At 59.4% G+C, this 19151-nt stretch carries 17 protein-coding genes; 5 read left to right on the top strand and 12 right to left on the bottom strand.

Annotated features, from left to right (window positions below):
• The first annotated feature begins 7 nt into the window (after positions 1-7).
• From glpA to glpC, 3 genes are read left to right on the top strand one after another with little or no spacing between them, the layout of a single operon-like run.
• Positions 8-1636, top strand: coding sequence for an anaerobic glycerol-3-phosphate dehydrogenase subunit A (gene glpA, locus E3U32_RS04490; RefSeq protein WP_134347794.1), 1629 nt, complete (start codon positions 8-10; stop codon positions 1634-1636).
• Positions 1626-2843 (top strand): glycerol-3-phosphate dehydrogenase subunit GlpB, encoded by a 1218-nt coding sequence (gene glpB / locus E3U32_RS04485; protein WP_134347793.1) that lies wholly within the window; start codon positions 1626-1628, stop codon positions 2841-2843. The genes glpA and glpB overlap by 11 nt, the downstream gene beginning before the upstream one ends.
• Positions 2840-4030 carry an anaerobic glycerol-3-phosphate dehydrogenase subunit GlpC gene (gene glpC, locus E3U32_RS04480; protein ID WP_134347792.1) on the top strand — a complete coding sequence of 397 codons (1191 nt, stop codon included), beginning with the start codon at positions 2840-2842 and terminating at the stop codon, positions 4028-4030. The genes glpB and glpC overlap by 4 nt, the downstream gene beginning before the upstream one ends.
• Positions 4031-4063: 33 nt before the next feature.
• Here glpC and E3U32_RS04475 read toward each other — a convergent pair whose 3' ends face one another.
• From E3U32_RS04475 to E3U32_RS04430, 10 genes are all read right to left on the bottom strand, one after another.
• Positions 4064-5263 (bottom strand): nicotinamide mononucleotide deamidase-related protein YfaY, encoded by a 1200-nt coding sequence (locus E3U32_RS04475; protein WP_134347791.1) that lies wholly within the window; start codon positions 5261-5263, stop codon positions 4064-4066.
• A gap of 93 nt (positions 5264-5356) precedes the next feature.
• Entirely contained in the window at positions 5357-5896 is a 540-nt protein-coding gene (locus E3U32_RS04470; protein WP_134347790.1) for a YfaZ family outer membrane protein, read from the bottom strand.
• Between the two features lie 121 nt (positions 5897-6017).
• Positions 6018-7379, bottom strand: coding sequence for an o-succinylbenzoate--CoA ligase (gene menE / locus E3U32_RS04465; protein ID WP_134347789.1), 1362 nt, complete (start codon positions 7377-7379; stop codon positions 6018-6020).
• Positions 7376-8341 carry an o-succinylbenzoate synthase gene (gene menC / locus E3U32_RS04460; RefSeq protein ID WP_134347788.1) on the bottom strand — a complete coding sequence of 322 codons (966 nt, stop codon included), beginning with the start codon at positions 8339-8341 and terminating at the stop codon, positions 7376-7378. The genes menE and menC overlap by 4 nt, the downstream gene beginning before the upstream one ends.
• Positions 8341-9198 (bottom strand): 1,4-dihydroxy-2-naphthoyl-CoA synthase, encoded by an 858-nt coding sequence (gene menB, locus E3U32_RS04455; protein WP_023312524.1) that lies wholly within the window; start codon positions 9196-9198, stop codon positions 8341-8343. Before menB ends, menC begins: the two co-directional genes overlap by 1 nt.
• Positions 9195-9971: a 2-succinyl-6-hydroxy-2,4-cyclohexadiene-1-carboxylate synthase gene (gene menH / locus E3U32_RS04450; protein WP_134347787.1), complete on the bottom strand. Its 777-nt coding sequence runs from the start codon at positions 9969-9971 to the stop codon at positions 9195-9197. The genes menB and menH overlap by 4 nt, the downstream gene beginning before the upstream one ends.
• Entirely contained in the window at positions 9968-11638 is a 1671-nt protein-coding gene (gene menD, locus E3U32_RS04445) for a 2-succinyl-5-enolpyruvyl-6-hydroxy-3-cyclohexene-1-carboxylic-acid synthase (RefSeq protein WP_134347786.1), read from the bottom strand. The genes menH and menD overlap by 4 nt, the downstream gene beginning before the upstream one ends.
• 88 nt (positions 11639-11726) lie before the next feature.
• A complete protein-coding gene (gene menF, locus E3U32_RS04440; RefSeq protein ID WP_134347785.1) occupies positions 11727-13022 on the bottom strand; it encodes an isochorismate synthase MenF in 1296 nt (431 codons plus the stop codon).
• Positions 13023-13117: 95 nt separating this feature from the next.
• Entirely contained in the window at positions 13118-13423 is a 306-nt protein-coding gene (elaB, locus tag E3U32_RS04435; RefSeq protein WP_008500219.1) for a stress response protein ElaB, read from the bottom strand.
• A gap of 53 nt (positions 13424-13476) precedes the next feature.
• Entirely contained in the window at positions 13477-13938 is a 462-nt protein-coding gene (locus E3U32_RS04430; protein ID WP_134347784.1) for a GNAT family N-acetyltransferase, read from the bottom strand.
• A gap of 71 nt (positions 13939-14009) precedes the next feature.
• Between E3U32_RS04430 and rbn the strand changes: the two genes are divergently transcribed.
• Complete coding sequence (gene rbn, locus E3U32_RS04425) at positions 14010-14927, top strand: ribonuclease BN (protein WP_134347783.1); 918 nt, start codon at positions 14010-14012, stop codon at positions 14925-14927.
• A 64-nt stretch (positions 14928-14991) separates the two neighbouring features.
• Positions 14992-15996 (top strand): chemotaxis protein, encoded by a 1005-nt coding sequence (locus E3U32_RS04420; RefSeq protein ID WP_032643418.1) that lies wholly within the window; start codon positions 14992-14994, stop codon positions 15994-15996.
• A gap of 100 nt (positions 15997-16096) precedes the next feature.
• Here the strand turns inward: E3U32_RS04420 and nuoN are convergent, their stop codons facing one another.
• Both nuoN and nuoM read right to left on the bottom strand, forming a co-directional pair.
• Entirely contained in the window at positions 16097-17554 is a 1458-nt protein-coding gene (nuoN, locus tag E3U32_RS04415) for an NADH-quinone oxidoreductase subunit NuoN (RefSeq protein WP_029740937.1), read from the bottom strand.
• A gap of 6 nt (positions 17555-17560) precedes the next feature.
• Entirely contained in the window at positions 17561-19090 is a 1530-nt protein-coding gene (nuoM, locus tag E3U32_RS04410) for an NADH-quinone oxidoreductase subunit M (RefSeq protein ID WP_134347782.1), read from the bottom strand.
• Between the last annotated feature and the right edge of the window lie 61 nt (positions 19091-19151).

Below are 19151 nucleotides of genomic sequence, written 5' to 3'. Positions count from 1 at the left end.
GATGACAATGACAATTCACGATCCACGCTATAGCGATGTGATTATCATTGGCGGTGGCGCAACCGGCGCCGGCATCGCACGCGATTGCGCCCTGCGGGGATTAAGCGTCACGCTTCTGGAGCGCCATGACATCGCGACAGGCGCTACCGGCCGCAATCATGGACTGCTTCACAGCGGCGCCCGCTACGCCGTGACGGATGGCGAATCCGCGCGCGAATGTATCGCCGAAAATCAGATCCTTCGGCGTATTGCCCGCCACTGCATTGAACCGACCGACGGTCTGTTTATTACGCTTCCCGAAGACGATCTTGCCTTTCAGTCAACCTTTATTAGCGCCTGCCTTGCGGCGGGGATTCAGGCCGAGGCCATCGACCCGGCCCTTGCGCGTCGCATTGAGCCCTCTGTCAACCCGGCCCTGACGGGCGCGGTAAAAGTGCCTGACGGTACGGTTGATCCTTTTCGCCTGACGGCCGCCAATATGCTGGACGCCCGCGAGCATGGCGCGCACATTCTGACCGGGCACGAAGTGACCGGGCTTATCCGCGAAGGCCATCGCATTTGCGGCGTACGGGTATTTGACACGCAATACCACGAGCACGGCGAGCTGTTCGCCTCCGTCGTCGTCAATGCCGCGGGGATCTGGGGACAGCGCATTGCGGAATACGCCGACCTGTCGGTTCGCATGTTCCCGGCGAAAGGCTCCCTGCTGATCCTCGATCACCGCATTAATAACCATGTGATCAACCGCTGCCGAAAACCGTCTGATGCCGATATCCTCGTCCCCGGTGATACCATTTCGTTAATCGGTACGACCTCAACGCACGTGGACTACAGCGAGATTGATTACAACCGCGTGACCGCCGAAGAGGTGGATATCCTGCTGCGCGAAGGGGAAAAACTGGCTCCGGTGATGGCGCAAACCCGGATCCTTCGCGCTTATGCGGGCGTACGTCCGCTGGTCGCCAGCGATAACGACCCGAGCGGGCGTAACGTCAGCCGCGGCATTGTGCTGCTCGACCATGCCGCGCGTGACGGCCTGGACGGGTTTATCACCATCACCGGCGGCAAGCTGATGACCTATCGCCTGATGGCGGAGTGGGCAACGGATGCCGTCTGCCGCAAGCTGGGCAATACCGAACCGTGCGTAACGGCGGAGCAACCCCTGCCCGGATCGCGGCAGTCCACCGAGAAGACGCTACAAAAAATTATCTCCCTCCCCGCCCCTCTGCGCGGGTCGGCCATCTATCGCCATGGCGACAGGACGCCGGTCTGGCTGGGCGAAGGCCGGCTGAGCCGCAGCCTGGTATGCGAATGCGAAGCCGTGACCGCCGGTGAAGTGCAATACGCTGTGGAGAATCTGACGGTCAATAGCCTGCTCGATCTCCGCCGCCGCACCCGCGTCGGAATGGGGACCTGCCAGGGCGAGCTGTGCGCCTGCCGTGCCGCCGGGCTGCTGCAACGTTTTCATACTACCACCGCCACCCAGTCGCTCGATCAGCTCAGCGCGTTTTTAAACGAGCGCTGGAAAGGCATTCAGCCTGTTGCCTGGGGTGATGCCCTGCGTGAAAGCGAGTTTACCCGCTGGGTCTACCAGGGACTTTGCGGTCTTGAGAAGGAGCAACACGATGAAATTTGATACCGTGATTGTCGGCGGCGGGCTGGCAGGCCTGCTTTGTGGAATCAAACTCACAAAGCAGGGGCTGCGCTGCGCCATTATCACCCGGGGTCAGAGCGCCCTGCACTTCTCGTCGGGCTCGCTGGATCTGGTGGACGATACATACCGCGATAAACTGCCGCCGGAGCACCCGTATCACCTGATCGGCGCGCAGCATATTGACCGCTTTGCCCTCGAAACCGAAGCGCTACTGGCGGACTGCGGCGCACGTCTGAAGGGGAGCGCCCGGCAGAATCATCAGCGCGTCACGCCGCTCGGTACCCTGCGTTCCGCCTGGCTCAGCCCGGAGGAGGTGCCCGTTGCCCCGTTCAGTGCCGCGCGCGTGCGGGTAGTAGGTATTAGCGGTTTTCTTGATTTTCAGCCCCATCTCGCGGCGGCGTCACTTTGTCGCCAGGGCGTTAATGCCGAAACGGCAGAGATAGAGCTGCCCGAGCTTGATGTCCTGCGCGACAACCCGAGCGAGTTTCGCGCGGTGAATATCGCCCGCTTCCTTGATAACGAGGACAAATGGCCGCTGCTGTATGACGCGCTCAGGCCGATCGGCGAAACCTGCGACACGCTGTTGATGCCCGCCTGCTTTGGCTTACGCGACAACCGGCTCTGGCGCTGGCTCTCGGATCGTCTGCCCTGCTCGCTCGGCCTGCTGCCAACGCTGCCGCCTTCCGTACCGGGTATTCGCCTGCATACCCAGCTGCAGCGCCAGTTTGTTGCGCAGGGCGGCGTGTGGATGGCGGGTGACGAGGTGAAAAAAATCACCCTGACGGACGGCGCGGTAAGCGAAGTATGGACGCGCAACCACGATGATATTCCACTTCGCGCACGCTATACGGTGCTGGCAAGCGGCAGTTTCTTCAGTAATGGACTGCTGAGCAGCCGGGAGGGCATTCGGGAAGCCATTATGGGGCTGGATGTCCGGCAAAGCGCCTCCCGCGCGGACTGGTATCAGAGCGATTTCTTCTCGCCGCAGCCCTGGCAACAGTTCGGCGTGATTGTCGATAACCAGCTACACCCGCAGCTTTCCGGTAAGCCCGTCAGCAATCTCTTTGCCATCGGCTCGCTGCTGGGCGGATACGACCCGATCTCCCAGGGATGCGGGGGCGGCGTCTGCGCCGTCACGGCGCTGTATGTGGCAGAACAGATTAGCCAGCGCACGGAGGCTGAACAATGAACGATACCCGTTTTGAAAGCTGCATTAAATGCACGGTGTGTACCACCGTCTGCCCGGTCAGCGGCGTCAATCCAAGCTATCCAGGCCCGAAACAGGCCGGGCCGGACGGCGAGCGTCTGCGCCTGAAGGACGGCAAGCTGTACGACGAGGCGCTGAAATACTGCATCAACTGTAAACGCTGCGAGGTGGCCTGTCCGTCTGATGTCAACATTGGCGATATCATCCAGCGCGCCCGGGCGCGCTATAGCACGCAAAAGCCGACGCTGCGGGACGCGATCCTGAGCCACACCGATCTGATGGGCAGCCTGTCGACGCCGTTTGCCCCGCTGGTGAATGCCGCGACCTCTCTCAAACCGGTGCGCCAGCTGCTGGATGCCACGCTCAAGATTGACCATCACCGCAGCCTGCCCAAATATTCTCACGGCACCTTCCGCCGCTGGTACAAGTCCGTCGCGGCAGAGCAGGCACAGTTTGCCGATCAGGTAGCCTTTTTCCACGGCTGCTATGTGAACTACAACCACCCGCAGCTGGGCAAAGATCTGCTGAAGGTGCTCAACGCCATGGGAACGGGCGTTCAGCTACTGAACAAGGAGAAGTGCTGCGGCGTACCGCTGATTGCCAACGGGTTTACCGATAAAGCGCGCAGGCAGGCAAAAAGCAACGTCACGTCGCTGCGGGAAGCCATTGTCGACAAGGGTATTCCGGTGCTGGCGACCTCGTCCACCTGCACCTTTACCCTGCGCGACGAGTACCCGCATCTGCTGGACGTGGATAATACCGGCCTGCGCGAGCACATCGAGCTGGCGACGCGCTTCCTGTGGCGCAAACTGGATAGCGGGCAAACGTTGCCGCTGGGTACATTACCGCTGAAAGTGGTGTACCACACGCCGTGTCATATGGAGAAAATGGGCTGGTCGATCTATACGCTTGAACTGCTGCGGTTGATTCCAGGCCTTGAGCTGACGGTGCTGGATTCGCGCTGCTGCGGGATTGCAGGAACCTATGGCTTCAAGCGTGAGAACTACGAAACGTCACAGGCGATTGGCGCCCCGCTGTTCCGCCAGATTGAAGAGAGCGGCGCGGATATCGTGGTGACCGACTGCGAAACCTGCAAGTGGCAGATTGAGATGTCCACCAGCAAGCGCTGTGAACATCCAATTACCCTGCTGGCGAAGGCGCTGGGCTGAACAGTGCCGGGGTGAAAAGCCCCGGCACGGGTTTTACTCAATAAACAGCGACTCGACAACCTGGATCCAGCCGTGCTCGCTGGCAACCTCTTTGCCATTCAACCAGCGGCGCAGCATGTTCAACGCCATCATGGCGCAAACCTCCTGACGCACCGCCAGGCTGTGGCGGGTGATGCTCATTTTTACCCGCAGCGCCCAGGTGCCTTCCGGCGTGGCCAGCGCAAAGTTAAGGTATTCCTCGTCCAGCCCCCCGACAAACAGCGCCAGACCGGCAAAATGCTTCACCCTTCTTTCAGAGGCCCAGCGGGCAGTCTGCGCCAGCGTCTCCTGCTGGAACGGTACCACTTCGCTGGCCAGCAGCGGCGCGTTGACGCGCGACAGCTGCAGCGCCAGCAGGCCACCCGTGAACTGCTCGCTTAAGGTCACGCTCAGCTGACGCGACTGCAAATGCTTCGCAATCTGTGCCGGTAGCCCTTCCGTGCCTTCAAAGATCAGGCTTTCGCCCGCCACGCGCTGCACCTCAGGCCAGAGGGCCAGCATCGCCTCTTTCTGCTCGGCCGGGCCTGTAAGCTTGAGTTCAATGATCGGCATGGAGGAGCGATAGCCCATGGACACACCCGGCGGCAGTGAGAGGTGATCGAGGCTCTGGGCCAGATCGCTTTCAGAGCGGCCAAAGGTGGTCAGACGCAGGCAAAGCGGGGGTTCAGGCAGGGTAAAACGATCGCGAAGGCGCGGCAGGATCTGCTGCTCGACCATCACTTTAAATTCTGAGGGCACGCCCGGCGTGAAGAACATTAGGCAGCGGTTCAGCTGCATGGCAAACCCGCACGCGGTACCGACCGGATTATCGACCAGCTCCGCGCTGGCGGGGATTTCAGCCTGCTTGCGGTTGCTGGGGGCCATGATGCGGCCACGTTCGGAGAAAAAGCGCTCCATCTGCGAAAGCCACGCCTCGTGCAGCACCAGCCCTTCGCCTTTGGCAGTCGCAGCGGCCAGGGCGCTGAGATCGTCACTGGTGGGGCCGAGCCCACCGTTCACAATCAGCACGTCACAGTGTTCGCTGCGCTCGCGCAGAACGCTGACCAGTGACTCAAGATTGTCGCCCACCGTATTGCGGCGCGTTAACGGTAATCCTTGCTCAAAGAAAAGATCGGCAAGCCAGGCAGCATTGGTATCAATAATTTGTCCATGCAGCACTTCATCGCCGGTGGATAACATCTCCACGTTAATCATTATGTTCTCCCGCTTATTTGGTCAAAACACTATAGCGCAAACGCGGGGTGGAGAAGAGAGAAACTGGCGCGACAGAATGCCGCGCCGGAGTGATTAGAAGCCTGCGCTAACGCCCACGTACGGGCCGTCGGCCAGCGCGTTGTCGCGATTGCCGTCTTTGCCGGCCAGGTTCAGATAACGATAGCCAGCTTCGATGGTAATCGGACGCATGATGGTCCAGCGCGCGCCGGCGTTGGCCTCTTCATAGCTTTCGATACCGCTTGAGAGGGAGTCCGGCGAATAGTAGTACTCACCGAACAGGCCAAAGCTGTCGCCAATTTTCCACTGCAGGCCGCCGCCCACTGCCGCCGCGTACCCTTCGTCACCGTCATTTGGGTTGGTATAGATACCTTTACCGCCAACGGTCGCCAGGAACGGGCCAAGAGGAATGTTAAGACCCAGGCCGAGGCTCGCCGCGTCGCCGTCGTCATCGTTATGCGTCCAGCCACCGGTCATCGCCAGACCGGAGGTCTCTGTACCCATGCCAAAGCCCAGGTGGGTGTAATCCTGACCCGCCGAACCATTAATGCTAATAGCGTTAGCCGCCGCAGAAACAACCATCAGGCCGAAGCCCATTAATGCCACTTTTTTCATTGTTGCGATCCCGCACATTTTATAAGAAGTTCCAAAACCGCGAGATTTTAACCTGACTCTTCCGGGGATCAAGCACTCTGCGTGCGGCAGGTCGGTAGATTGTAACTATTTGAAACGGCTATTATCCCTTCAGCGATGCATTCACCCACTGCTGCAGCGCGCGACGCGAGACTTTAATGCCGCCATTTTTGAGTTCAGTCGGCAGCAGCAGCCAGCGGACGGGTTGCTCAAAACGCGCCAGCTTATCCCTGACCCAGTCAGGTAAACGGCTGATATCCGTTCCCGGCTCACACTCCACCACCGCCACCGGACGTTGCCCAAACTCGGCGTCGTCCAGCGGAACGATAAACACCTGGTTGATCTGCGGATGGCGAGCGATAACCCGCTCAAGGCTCTCCGGCTGGATCCCTTCTCCGCCGCTAAAAAAGAGATTGTCCATGCGGCCCAGAATCGTCAGGCGGCCGTCATGCCATTCACCGCGATCGCGCGTGGCGAACCATCCCTGCGCATTGGTCAGCGGAATCAGCGCGCCGTCGCGCCAGTAGCCTGAGGCCATGCTTTGCGCCCTGATCCAGACTTCACCGTTAACGACCTGCACCTCTCTGCCCGGCAGCGCACTGCCCACGTCCGGCTCGCCGTCCGCCGCTTTCGCGCAGACGGTAGAGGCAAACTCGGTCAGGCCGTAACCGCAGAAGGTGCAAATCCCCTGCTCTCGCGCTTTTTGTGTCAGCTCCACCGGAATGGCCGCCCCGCCAAGCAAAACGGCTTTCAGGGCAATATTGCTTTCGGTATTCAAAAGACGCCAGAGCTGGGTCGGTACCAGCGAGGCGTGCGTGCAGCCATGCAAAGCCTGCATCAGCGGCTGTTTCTCGCGTACGGTTAGCCGCGCGCCAGCCTGCAGCCAGCGCCATAAAATGCCCTGACCGGAAACGTGAAACAGCGGCAGCGAAAGCAGCCAGTCGTCGTCTTCACCATAGGGCATCAGCGCCAGCACGCCGCGCGCGCTGGCAAGATGGGCCTCGCAGGTATGCACCGCGGCTTTTGGCAGCCCGGTAGAGCCGGAGGTCAGCGTCATGGAGGCCAGTCGCGCAGGTTGCCACGCGACGCGATATGCATCCGCGCTCGCGCGCATACTCAAAGCAGGAAGACCGTTGTAGAGACCGTCCAGCACCAGCGCAAAGCGCAGCGTCATCTGGGGAAGTAACACGTCCAGCAGCGGACGCGGCAGTTGCGGATTAACGGGAAGGATACGCGCCCCGCACTGGAGCAGCGCCAGCCACGCCAGCAAAGTTTGCGGGTGGTTATGGGCGAGAAGCAGCACGCCGTCGCCCTCCTCCACGCCCTGCTGGTGAAACCCCGCCGCAAGGCTGTCGACGCGCGCGCACAGCTGTTGCCAGCTGAGCGCCTCGTCGTTGAGCCTCAGGGCCGGTTTATCGGCAAACTGCGCACACCAGTGCCGCCAGGGCCAGTCGGTAAAACTCATCGCAACGGCTCCAGAGCCTCGTTACCCAGGCACGGCAGCGTGCTGTCCGGCCACGTGCGGATAAGCTGAGCCTGCATCAGGTTCAGCGTATCGAGGCCAGGAACCGTGTCCGGCGTTAACCAGGCGGCAATACGCGCCAGCTGGGTTAGCCCCAGGCTGGATTCAATCGACGAGCTGATCACCGCCGTCAGCCCTGCGGCGTGCGCCGCCGCGACCTGTTCGCGCACTTTCGCCAGACTGCCGGTCAGCGTCGGTTTAATCACTACCGCACTGACGCCGGGCTCGGCAACGAAGGCAAAATCCGCTTCACGCAGGCTTTCATCCCAGGCGATGGCAATCCCCGTTTCGCGGGCAAACGCGCGCGAATCATCGCGGGTTTTACACGGCTCTTCCAGGAAGGCAATGCGGCTGCGGTACGCCGGGTTGACGTATTTCGCAAACTGCTGCGCCTTCAGCGGCGTCCAGGCGCGGTTAGCATCCAGACGCAGATGAAGGTCGGGGATCGCTTCCAGCAACAGGTTAGCAACCATGCCGTCACGTACCGCTTCGTAGAGGCCGACTTTGATTTTCGCGACCTTCTCTCCCGGCATGGCAGAGAGCAGCGCGAAGAGTTCGTCCGGATCCCCCGTGCAGAGCGGTGCCGCGCGGTAGTTAGCCTCTTCAGGCAGGCTGCCGTCCAGCTCCGCCAGCGCGCAGCTGATACCAAAGGCGGCGGAAGGAATGTCCGGCAACGCCGGATTCTCGCCCTCACGCCACGCTTCTGCCCACGCCAGCAATGCAGCCTGCGCGTCCTCCAGCGACTCGAGGCTAAAGCCCGGCAGAGGCGAAATCTCGCCCCAGCCTTCCCGCTCGCCCTGCTGCAGATGCACGAAGAAGCCGTCACGGGTTTTTAACCGCCGTTCACGCAGCACCACACCCGCGTCCATCGGTATCTGCCAGCGGTAAACCTGCGCGCGACGCATTACGGATTCCGTTTGTATTTGCTGAAATCTGGCTGGCGTTTTTCGTTAAACGCGTTGCGCCCTTCCTGGCCCTCTTCGGTCATGTAGAACAGCATGGTGGCGTTACCCGCCAGCTCCTGCAGACCCGCCTGACCGTCACAGTCGGCGTTGAGTGCCGCTTTCAGACAGCGCAGCGCCATTGGGCTGTTCTGCAGCATTTCGCGACACCAGCGTACGGTCTCTTTTTCGAGATCGGCAATCGGTACCACGGTATTCACCAGACCCATATCCAGCGCTTCCTGGGCGTTGTACTGACGGCACAGGAACCAGATTTCACGGGCTTTTTTCTGTCCGACGATGCGTGCCATGTAGGAGGCACCCCAGCCGCCGTCGAAGGATCCTACTTTCGGGCCCGTCTGGCCGAAGATGGCGTTCTCTGCGGCAATGGTCAGGTCGCACATCATGTGCAGCACGTGACCGCCACCGATGGAGTAGCCCGCCACCATCGCCACTACCGGTTTTGGACAGGTACGGATCTGACGCTGGAAATCGAGCACGTTCAGGTGGTGCGTACCCGCATCGTCCTGGTATCCACCGTAGTCACCACGCACTTTCTGATCGCCACCCGAGCAGAACGCTTTATCGCCTTCGCCGGTCAGGACAATCACGCCGATATTGTCGTCGTAGCGCGCATCAGCCAGGGCCTGAATCATCTCTTTTACAGTCAGCGGACGGAAGGCATTACGCACCTGCGGACGGTTAATGGTGATTTTGGCAATGCCGTCGGTGGATTTGTGGTAGCGAATGTCGGTGTAGCCTTCGGAGCAGTCTTGCCATTCAACCGGTGCATAGAGCATGTTTTCATCAGGGTAGATCATAGAATGTCCTTTATTCGAAGACGCAGTATCTGAGCCAGACTCGCGGTAACCGCATCGGGATTTTCCCGGTGGGCGTTGTGTCCGGCGTTGGGAATTGCATGGCGAACGGCGTTCAGCTCAGCGGCAAGGGCCGCAAACTTCTCATCGCGTTCGCCATAGAGATAATCAAAAGAGAAATGGCGTGCCCTAAGCGCGGCCCGCAAATCGGGCTGTACGGCCAGCGATGTTGCCTCTAGCATCATCGCCAGCGCCGCGCCGTTATTTTGGCTGCGCAGGGTAATCAGCGCGTCTCGCTGAGCATCCGTAAGGGAGGCAAAAACGGGCTGTTGATACCAGTCAGCGAAAACCTTACCCAGCGGTTCAGTGCGAAAACGTCTCGCCCAGCTGCGGTCAGAGGCCAGCCGCGTAAGACGCGCTTCGGCATCCTGCAGGCCAGGATGTCCGCCCTCCACCATCACGCCTAACAGCCCCTCAGGCTGCTGGCAGGCATGGAACATCGCAATGCGGCCGCCGAGGGAGTACCCGATGAGCCAGAAGTTCAGTATGTTGTAACTAAGTAAGGTTCGGGTGAGTAATGTGCTCATCTCCTCAAACCCCGCTACGCCAAAACGACGGGAGCCGCCGTGACCCGGCAGATCCAGATACAGCCGGGGGTAGTCGCTGAGTTTATCACCGACTCTCTGCCACTCGCGGCAGTCGCCGGAAAAGCCGTGCAAAAAGACCAGCCAGGGATAGCCTGGCTTGCCGGCCCGCTGCACGCCCGCGAGGATCACAGCTGGCTCACCTGCGCCAGCAGGTTTTGCAGCATCTGCGCGCCGTCAGCATCGTTCACCACCAGCTCAATCAGCGTCGCACCCGGCTGCTTCCAGGCGGTACGTAGCGCGGCATCCAGCTGTTCCCAGCTTTCCGGGCGATGGTATTTCAGGCTAAACATCGCCGCAGCATGTTCGAACTGCACGTTCTGCGGCATCAGATAGAAGCGCTCGCGCTCGCTCTGCGGTGTGGGCAAGAGAGAGAAAATCTGTCCGCCGTTGTTGTTAACCACAATCAGCACGAACGGGGCTGACGCCTGACGCAGCAGCGCCAGCGCGTTGAGATCGTAGAGCGCGGAGAGATCGCCCACGATCGCCAGCGTCGATTTCGCGCTGGCACGCTGCACGCCCGCCGCCGTTGAGATCAGTCCGTCAATGCCGCTGGCACCACGGTTGCTGTAAACCGGGTAGCCGGCAGGCAGCTTCGAAAAGGCGTCAATCAGGCGCACGACCAGACTGTTGCCAACAAACAGCTGCCCCTGCTCAGGCAGGAGCTGGCGAATACGGTGCGCCAGCCCGGCCTCGCTAAACGTGTCACAGTGCGCTTTAGTCAGTTCCCACGCCTGGCGCGAAAGGTCCGGGAGGGTAACCGCCCAGGGTTTGCGCTTTTCTGCCGGATGGAGCGTCAGCCAGGCGTCAATATTGCTGACCAGCCGACGACCGCGATGGTGCGCCGGGTCGAGCCGCCCCTCCAGCACGTCCACCAGCCAGTACTCTTCCGGCGTGCAGGTAGCCTGCCACTGCAGTAACCGTTTGCCGGTCAAACTCGACCCGAGCTGAACCACAATTTGCGCCTGCGACAGCTCGGTGACCGCTTTCGCATTACCCAGCCAGAGGTCGGCGCACGGCAGCGGCTGACCGGTCTGGGAAAGCACGTCGCCAATCAGCGGCCAGCCGAGCGTTTGCGCCCATTCCGCGACCAGCTTGCCTTCAGCGGCGCTCATGCGCCCGGCGATGACCACGCCGCGCTTCTGCCGCCAGAAGAACCAGTCGCGCTGTTTCGCGCTCTCAAGATGCGTCTGCTCGCGCAGCCACGGTTTTTCGCTCTCCCACCAGCCACCCAGAGACTGCTGCCATTCAAGACCCGTGTCGTCCAGCTCACCGTACAGCGGCTCGGCAAACGGGCAGTTGATGTGCAACGCCCCGCCGCGCAACGTCTCCATGGCGTGATCGAGAGTAGAGACCAGCCAGCTTGCCGGAATATCCTGGGTGGGACGAGGGAGCGACACCGTCTGCGAAGGATGCGAAGAAAAGAGTCCCGGCTGGCGAATAGCCTGATTGGCGCCGCAGTCAATAAGCTCAGGGGGGCGATCGGCGGTGAGCAGGATCAGCTTTTCACCGGTTAACCCGGCTTCAATCAGCGCTGGATAGAGGTTTGCCACCGCGGTACCGGAGGTGACAATCACCGCCACAGGTTCTTTGCTGACTTTCGCCAGACCCAGCGCCAGGTGGCCCAGGCCGCGTTCATCAAAGTGGGTGTGGTGAATCAACGCCCGGTTTTCGGCGGCCGCCAGCGTTAGCGGCGTTGAGCGAGAACCCGGTGCAATACACACGTGCCTGACGCCATGGCGCGTCAGGGCTTCAAGGATCACCGCCGCCCAGCGTCGGTTAAAAGAACTTACTGACATGAGATTGTCCGGTATCAAGAATGCGACACAGTATAAATAATAGAAAAAATTGGAATTTTGATGTGAATCGGGATTGCGCGAATATGTATTAATCCCTTAGGAGCAGAGAGCGCAACCCGGCGGCTTTATTTTCAATCTCCTGCCACTCCTGCTCCGGGTCAGACCCGCTGACAATGCCGGCGCCGGCGTAGAGCCGCAGGGAATCCTCCAGCACGCGAGCGGAGCGCAACGCCACGCAGAACTCACTTTGATCGGGCGATAAATACCCGGCCGATCCGGCGTACCACTCGCGGTTAAAGGGCTCAACCTTCTGGATAAACTCGCGCGCAGGCTGTCGCGGTAATCCGGCAACGGCCGCGGTCGGCTGCAGCATGTGAAGACACTGCTCATCATCGGCCTGTTTAAGTTCGGTCCAGATACAGCGGCGCAAATGCTGCACTTTACGCAGGCGCACCACCTGGGCTGGCAGTACCTCAAGCGTCTGCGTGTGGTGCTGAAGACGCTGGCAGATATCTTCCACGACAAGCATATTTTCGCGCTGGTTTTTATCGTCATTCAGCAGCCACTCGCCCAGATGCTGCGCCTGTTTATCATCGGTATGGCTGGCGACCGTGCCCGCCAGCGCTTCCGTGCGCAGCAGCTTGCCGCGCCGCCGCCAGAGACGCTCGGGCGTTGAGCCGAGAAAGGCGTTGCCGCCGTCGAATACCATGCAGAAATGGTAGCAATGTAAATTCAGGGCGCGGCTGGCCGCCATCAGCGCGACAGGGCTAACGCGCTGTGTAAACTGAAGATCGGTGGCCCTCGCGAGGACGACCTTTTCAAAATCACCGCGCGCGATGGTCTCTGTCGCTCTGCGGACAAGTCTCAGCCATTCGGCCTGTTGTGGCTGATGGGTTTCGTGCTCAACCTGAACGGACAGCGGACGGATAGGCCTGGCTGGCTGAAGCTGCTGTAAAAAATCCCGCGCGGCAAAGGCATCATCCTGAAGCGAGCGGTCGCTCCACAGCTGCAGGCGCAGCGTGGCGTTTCCGGCGGTACGCCGCCAGAGCAGGCGTGGTAAAAAGAGGCAGCCCTGCTCCGGATTAAAGGCGTTCAGGCCGCAGATACGGGTATCACTCGCCGCATTTTGCTCGTGCAAAAACTGTGAGGCTAACGCCAGAGAAGAAAAGTGGGTAACCGCCCCCAGCGCCGCCAGCTCTTCATCGCCGTTACGCTGCTGCCAGTAAAATTGAGGATAACACTGCTGCTCGCCCAGCCAGGCGAGGGGATCGAAGGCGTCGTTTAACGGGAAAGCGACGTCGAAATGACGTATGCCGGGTGCTGCGGGTAACGCTTGCGTAAGCTGGCTACGCAGATGCTCCAGCGCGAGGAAAATCGAATTCACGCGAACCTCTCCCTGTTAAAACCTCGTATTATACGGGGTACCATAAGAAATATCAGTACCCACGTATAGGGAGTGGTTAACCGTTTTAAACGCTGTTAACGACGGGCTAAGAGCAGCCCCAGTACCAGCCCCACGGCTGCCCCCACCCCAATACCCTGCCACGGTTTTTCATGCACGTAATCATCGGCACGATACACCGCTTTTTTGGCGCGGTAGTAGTAAGTATCAGACGCATGACTGACGCGGTTTTTCACTTCATGCAGCGCCTGCTCGGCACGGGCTTTCAGCTCAATATATTTCTGATCGGCAGGGTCGCCCGAGGAACGTAACACCTCTTCCAGCGTTTCGCTCAGTAAGGCCAGGTCGTCGTCGATACGGGTATCCCAGGATTGAAATGACATATTTTTCTCCATGTTAGTACACCAGTCCGCTAACTATAGCCAACGAGATGCCATTACGCCTGTTTCACTTCCCGCGCCATGCCGATGTGTGGGATGCCATCTTCGTCGTAGACCTCCGTCACCGGGGCAAACCCAAAATGGCCATAGAAGGACTGCAGGTGTGCCTGCGCGCCCAGGTATAACGCCTTATCCGGCCACTGTTTCTGGCACGCCTCCAGCGTTTTTTCCATCAGCTGATAGCCCAGTTTTTCACCCCGTGCGTTACCGCTGATGATGACGCGGCCAATCACAACAGGCTCAAAATCGTCGTCGCTTTTCAGAATCCTCGCATACGCTACCAGCTCGTCATCGCGCCAGCCGAGAATATGACGGTTCTCGCCGACAAGGTCATCGCCATCGATGTCCTGATACGGGCAGGTCTGCTCAACCACAAATACTTCACAGCGCAGTTTAAGCAGCGCGTAGAGCGAATGAACGGTGAGGTCGCTATGGTGTAAATCTTGCCACTGGATCATGTCAGTCTCCTTCCTGGGGTTCATCACGTTATACTAAACCCCTCCCCGTTCGGCAAAGGGCTGATTGCGTTATGGAACTGTTTTTTCTGGGTACGTCCGCTGGCGTGCCAACCCGCTCACGAAATGTGACGGCGATTCTGCTGGATCTCAAACACCCAACCCGCGGCGGGCTGTGGCTGTTTGACTGTGGTGAAGGGACGCAGCATCAGCTGCTACATACCTCATATCACCCGGGCAAGCTGGATAAAATCTTTATCACTCACCTGCATGGCGACCATCTTTTTGGCCTGCCCGGCCTGCTGTGCAGCCGCTCAATGGCCGGTAATGCCAACCCGCTGACGATTTACGGGCCGGCGGGTGTGCGTGAGTTTGTTAACACTACGCTGCGTCTGAGCGGGTCGTGGACCGATTATCCGCTGGAGATCGTTGAGATTAGCGACGGTCTGGTTTTCGATGACGGGGATTATAACGTCACCGCCCACCCGCTCAATCATCCCGTGGAGTGCTATGGCTACCGCATTGAGGCGCATGACAAACCTGGCGCGCTGGATGCCGCCGCGCTAATGGCGGATGGCGTAAAACCCGGACCGCTGTTCCAGCGCCTGAAGCACGGAGAGACCGTCACGCTGGAGGACGGGCGCGTCATCAACGGCCAGGATTATCTCGCTGCACCGCAGCCCGGCAAGAAGCTGGCGATTTTTGGCGACACGGCCCCGTGCCCGGCGGCATTGAGCCTGGCTCAGGGCGTGAACGTGATGGTGCATGAAGCCACGCTTGAAACGGCAATGGAAGAGAAAGCCAACAGCCGTGGCCATAGCTCCACGCGTCAGGCGGCGCAGCTTGCCCGTGACGCGGGCGTCGGGAGGCTCATCATCACCCATGTCAGCTCGCGCTACGATGCGCGGGGATGTGCAAGCCTGCTGGCAGAGTGCCGCGCGCTGTTCCCGGAATGTGAGCTGGCCGAAGATTTCGCTCAGGTCAGCGTTTAGTCCTTCATTTTTCCCTCAGAATGCCGATAACGATTAAAAGGTCAGCATTTCTCTCGAGGGTAGAATGGATAATTTCCAGAAAGATATTGATGACAGGGCGAATCTCACCCTGTCGAACCGTTTTGAACTGTTGCTGTTTCGTCTTGGCACCTCTCTGAACGAAAATAAATCCGAGCTGTTTGGCATTAACGTCTTTAAGCTGCGTGAAATCGTGCCAATGCCGGAGTTCACCAAACCCGCAGGAATGAAATCACCGCTGATGGGGATGGTGAACATTCGCGATCAGGTGATTCCGGTGATTGACCTCGCCGCCGTGGCGGGCTGTAAGCCAACAACCGGCCTGAACATCCTGCTGATCACCGAGTATGCGCGTAGCGTGCAGGCGTTTGCCGTGGAATCGGTTGAGAACATTATGCGTCTGGACTGGAAGCAGGTTCACGCGGCGGAAACCGCCGTCAGCGGACGCTACATCACCAGTATTGCCTGCCTGGACGAGAAGACCGATACCAACGATCTGGCGATGGTGCTGGACGTTGAGCAGATCCTGTATGACATCACCCCGGCCAACCACGACCTTCACGCCACAAATCTGAAGACCACCAAATTCCATATCAAGCCAGGCGCTGTCGCCATCGTCGCAGAAGATTCCAAAGTGGCGCGTTCGATGCTGGAGAAAGGCCTGCAGGCGATGGAGATCCCCGCACAGCTGCATATCACCGGTAAAGAGGCGTGGGAAAAAATTGGCGTGCTGGCAGCACAGGCGCAGGCAGAAGGGGTGCCCATCACCGATAAGATCGCTCTGGTGCTGACCGACCTGGAAATGCCGGAGATGGACGGCTTTACGCTGACGCGCAAAATCAAAACCGACCCGTTCCTGAAGGACATTCCGGTGGTGATCCACTCTTCCCTTTCCGGCAACGCCAACGAAGATCATATTCGTAAGGTGAAGGCGGACGGTTACGTGGCGAAGTTTGAGCTGAACGAGCTGTCGTCGGTGATTGAGGAAGTGCTGGACCGCTCGATGAAGAAGATTGACGGGCCACTGATTAGTCGCAAGCAGTTGGCTTAGTCGGGTGGCGCTTCGCTTACCCGACCTACAAAATCCGTAGGCCCTGCAAGCGTAGCGCCGCTGGACAATAAAAAAACCCGCCAAGGCGGGTTTTTTGCTTTTACATCAGCGGCATCGCGCGCTGCACGATATCAATCAGCGGCTGCGGATAGATACCGAAGATCAGCACCAGCAGCGCGGAGATGAGTACCACAATACCGCCGGCGCTGTACTGCCAGTTGGTTGGGGCATCACGGTTGAGCTGCTGAGGCGCACTCAGGTACAGACTCACTGCCACACGCAGGTAGTAGTACAGACCAATCGCGGAGCCGATAACCACGCCCGCGGTCAGCCACCACAGGTGCGCCTGCACACCGACGGCCAGCACGTAGAATTTGCCGATGAAGCCCAGCGTCATCGGGATACCCGCCAGAGAGAGCATCATCACGGTCATCACCGCGGACAGAATTGGACGGTGCCAGAACAGACCACGGTAGGAGAACAGTGAATCGGCATCCGGACCACGGTACGGGCTGGACATCAGGCTCACCACGCCGAACGCGCCGAGGCTGCTGAACAGGTAACCGGCCAGATACACGCCTACGGCTTCCATCGACATCTCACCGCTCTGCAGCGCAATCAGCGCCACCATCAGGTAGCCCAGATGAGAGATAGACGAGTAGCCCAGCAGACGTTTGATGTTGGTCTGGCTCAGCGCCATCAGGTTACCGAAGATGATGGAGACGAACGCGATGATGCCCAGCACCACGCGAACCGCTTCGCTGTCACCCACCGGTGCGTACAGGAACAGACGCATCACCACCCCGAAGATAGCGATCTTGCTCGCCGTCGCCAGGAAGGTAGAAACCGGAGCCGGAGCGCCCTGGTATACGTCTGGCGTCCACAGGTGGAACGGAACCAGAGAGAGTTTGAAGCCAAGGCCAACAATCATCATGCCCAGACCCGCCAGCAGCAGCGGCTCATGCAGCATGCCGTCACCGAGGCTCTTGCCGAGCGCCATGAAGGAGAGATTACCGGACTGTGCGTACAGCAGCGCAATACCAAACAGCAGGAACGAGGACGCCGCCGCAGACAGGATGGTGTACTTGATGCTTGCTTCCAGAGAGCGCTTCTGACGGAAGGCGTAACCAATCAGACCGAACAGCGGCAGAGAGATCAGCTCAATGCCGAGGAACAGCGCAGCCAGGTGGTTCGCGTTCGCCAGCAGAATACCGCCCAGCGCGGCAATCAGAACCAGCAGGTAAAACTCTTCTTTATTGTCGTTGTAGCCTTCGAGCCAAGGATACGCAAAGGTACAGGTTGCCAGGCTCGCCAGCAGAACCAGACCGGTATACAGCATGGCGTAACCGTCAACGCGCATCAGCGGGGTGACGTCCATCGCCCCACCCTGGCCAACAAACCAGAGAGAGACTAACGCGGCGTTCAGGCCGATGACCGACAGCGTGGCATTCAGGAAGTGATTGCGTCGCCACGCAATGGAGAGCATCACAACCACCACCGTCAATCCGACGATCAGCAGCGGTAGCAGCGCGATCAGTTGTTGTGGAGTTATTGTCATGGCGAATTACGGCCTTGTAGTAGAAGCAGAATTAACAAACCACTGCTGGATGTTACCCATCGCGCTATGCGAGGTATCCAGAATCGGCTGCGGGAAGAAGCCCAGCAGCACCAGCAGTACGACCAGCAGCAGGATGATGAACAGCTCACGCAGCGACATCCCCGGCAGTTCTTGTGCAGCAATTTCGCTCTTCGCTTTACCGAAGTAAGCGCGGTGCAGCATCGCCAGCGAGTACACGGAAGCGAACACCAGACCAAAGGTGGAGATCACGGTAATCACCGGTACCACTTTGAAGCTGCCGAACAGAATCATAAATTCGCCGACGAAGTTACCGGTACCTGGCATCCCCAGGGTGGCAACCGCGAAGAACATGGACAGCGCTGGCAACCATTTCATTTTGCCCCACAGGCCGCCCATCATACGCATGTCGCGGGTATGCAGACGTTCGTATAGCTGTCCGCACAGGATGAAGAGGCCGGCTGCGGACAGACCGTGCGCAATCATCTGGATCACCGCGCCCTGGTACGCCAGCTGGCTGCCGGTGTAGATAGCAATCAGCACGAAGCCCATGTGGGAAACGGAGGTGTACGCAATCAGACGTTTGATGTCGTACTGCGTGAAGGCCATCCAGGCACCGTAGAAGATACCAATGACACCCAGCCACATGGCAATCGGTGCGAACTCAGCGGAGGCATTCGGGAACAGCGGCAGTGCGAAACGCAGCAGACCATAGGCCGCCGTTTTCAGCAAGATGCCCGCCAGGTCAACGGAACCCGCCGTTGGCGCCTGAGAGTGCGCGTCAGGCAGCCAGCCGTGCAGCGGAACCACCGGCATTTTCACCGCGAACGCGATGAAGAAGCCCAGCATCAGCAGGTATTCAACGCCGTGCGACATCGGGGTCTTCAGCAGGTCTTCGTAGTTGAAGGTCCAGGTGCCGGTCGCACTGTGGTGAACAAAAACCAGCGCCAGAATGGCAATCAGCATCACCAGACCACTCGCCTGGGTATAGATGAAGAACTTGGTTGCCGCCGTGATACGCGTTTTACCGTCGGACGCCTTGTGGCCCCACAGCGCGATCAGGAAGTACATCGGCACCAGCATCATCTCCCAGAAGAAGAAGAACAGGAACATGTCGATGGCAAGGAACACGCCGATAACGCCGCCCAGGATCCACATCAGGTTCAGGTGGAAGAAGCCCTGGTATTTTTCGATTTCTCGCCAGGAGCAAAGTACCGCCAGAACGCCGAGCAGACCGGTCAGCACCACCATCAGCAGCGACAGACCGTCAATCGCCAGGTGGATCGTAATGCCGAAACGCGGGATCCACGGCAGGATAAACTCAGACTGCCACTGCGGAATGCCCGCAGACTGGGTCAGAGAGTAGCCACCCTGCAACCAGAGTTGCAGACCAAGCGCGAGCGTCAATCCCATGGTGATCAGCGCGATCCAGCGCGGCATCTTCACGCCAAAGCGTTCAGTCTGCCAGCACAGGAAGCCGCCGATGAAGGGAATTAATATTAGCCAGGGTAGTAACATGGCGATTTACATTCCTTTTTAAGGCCCCCAGCAGGGGCCTGATTTTCAACGAATTCGAATA

Origin of the sequence: Lelliottia nimipressuralis (assembly GCF_004402045.1) — a bacterium.
Classification (GTDB): domain Bacteria; phylum Pseudomonadota; class Gammaproteobacteria; order Enterobacterales; family Enterobacteriaceae; genus Enterobacter; species Enterobacter chinensis.
This window is presented reverse-complemented; position numbering and strand designations above follow the sequence as displayed.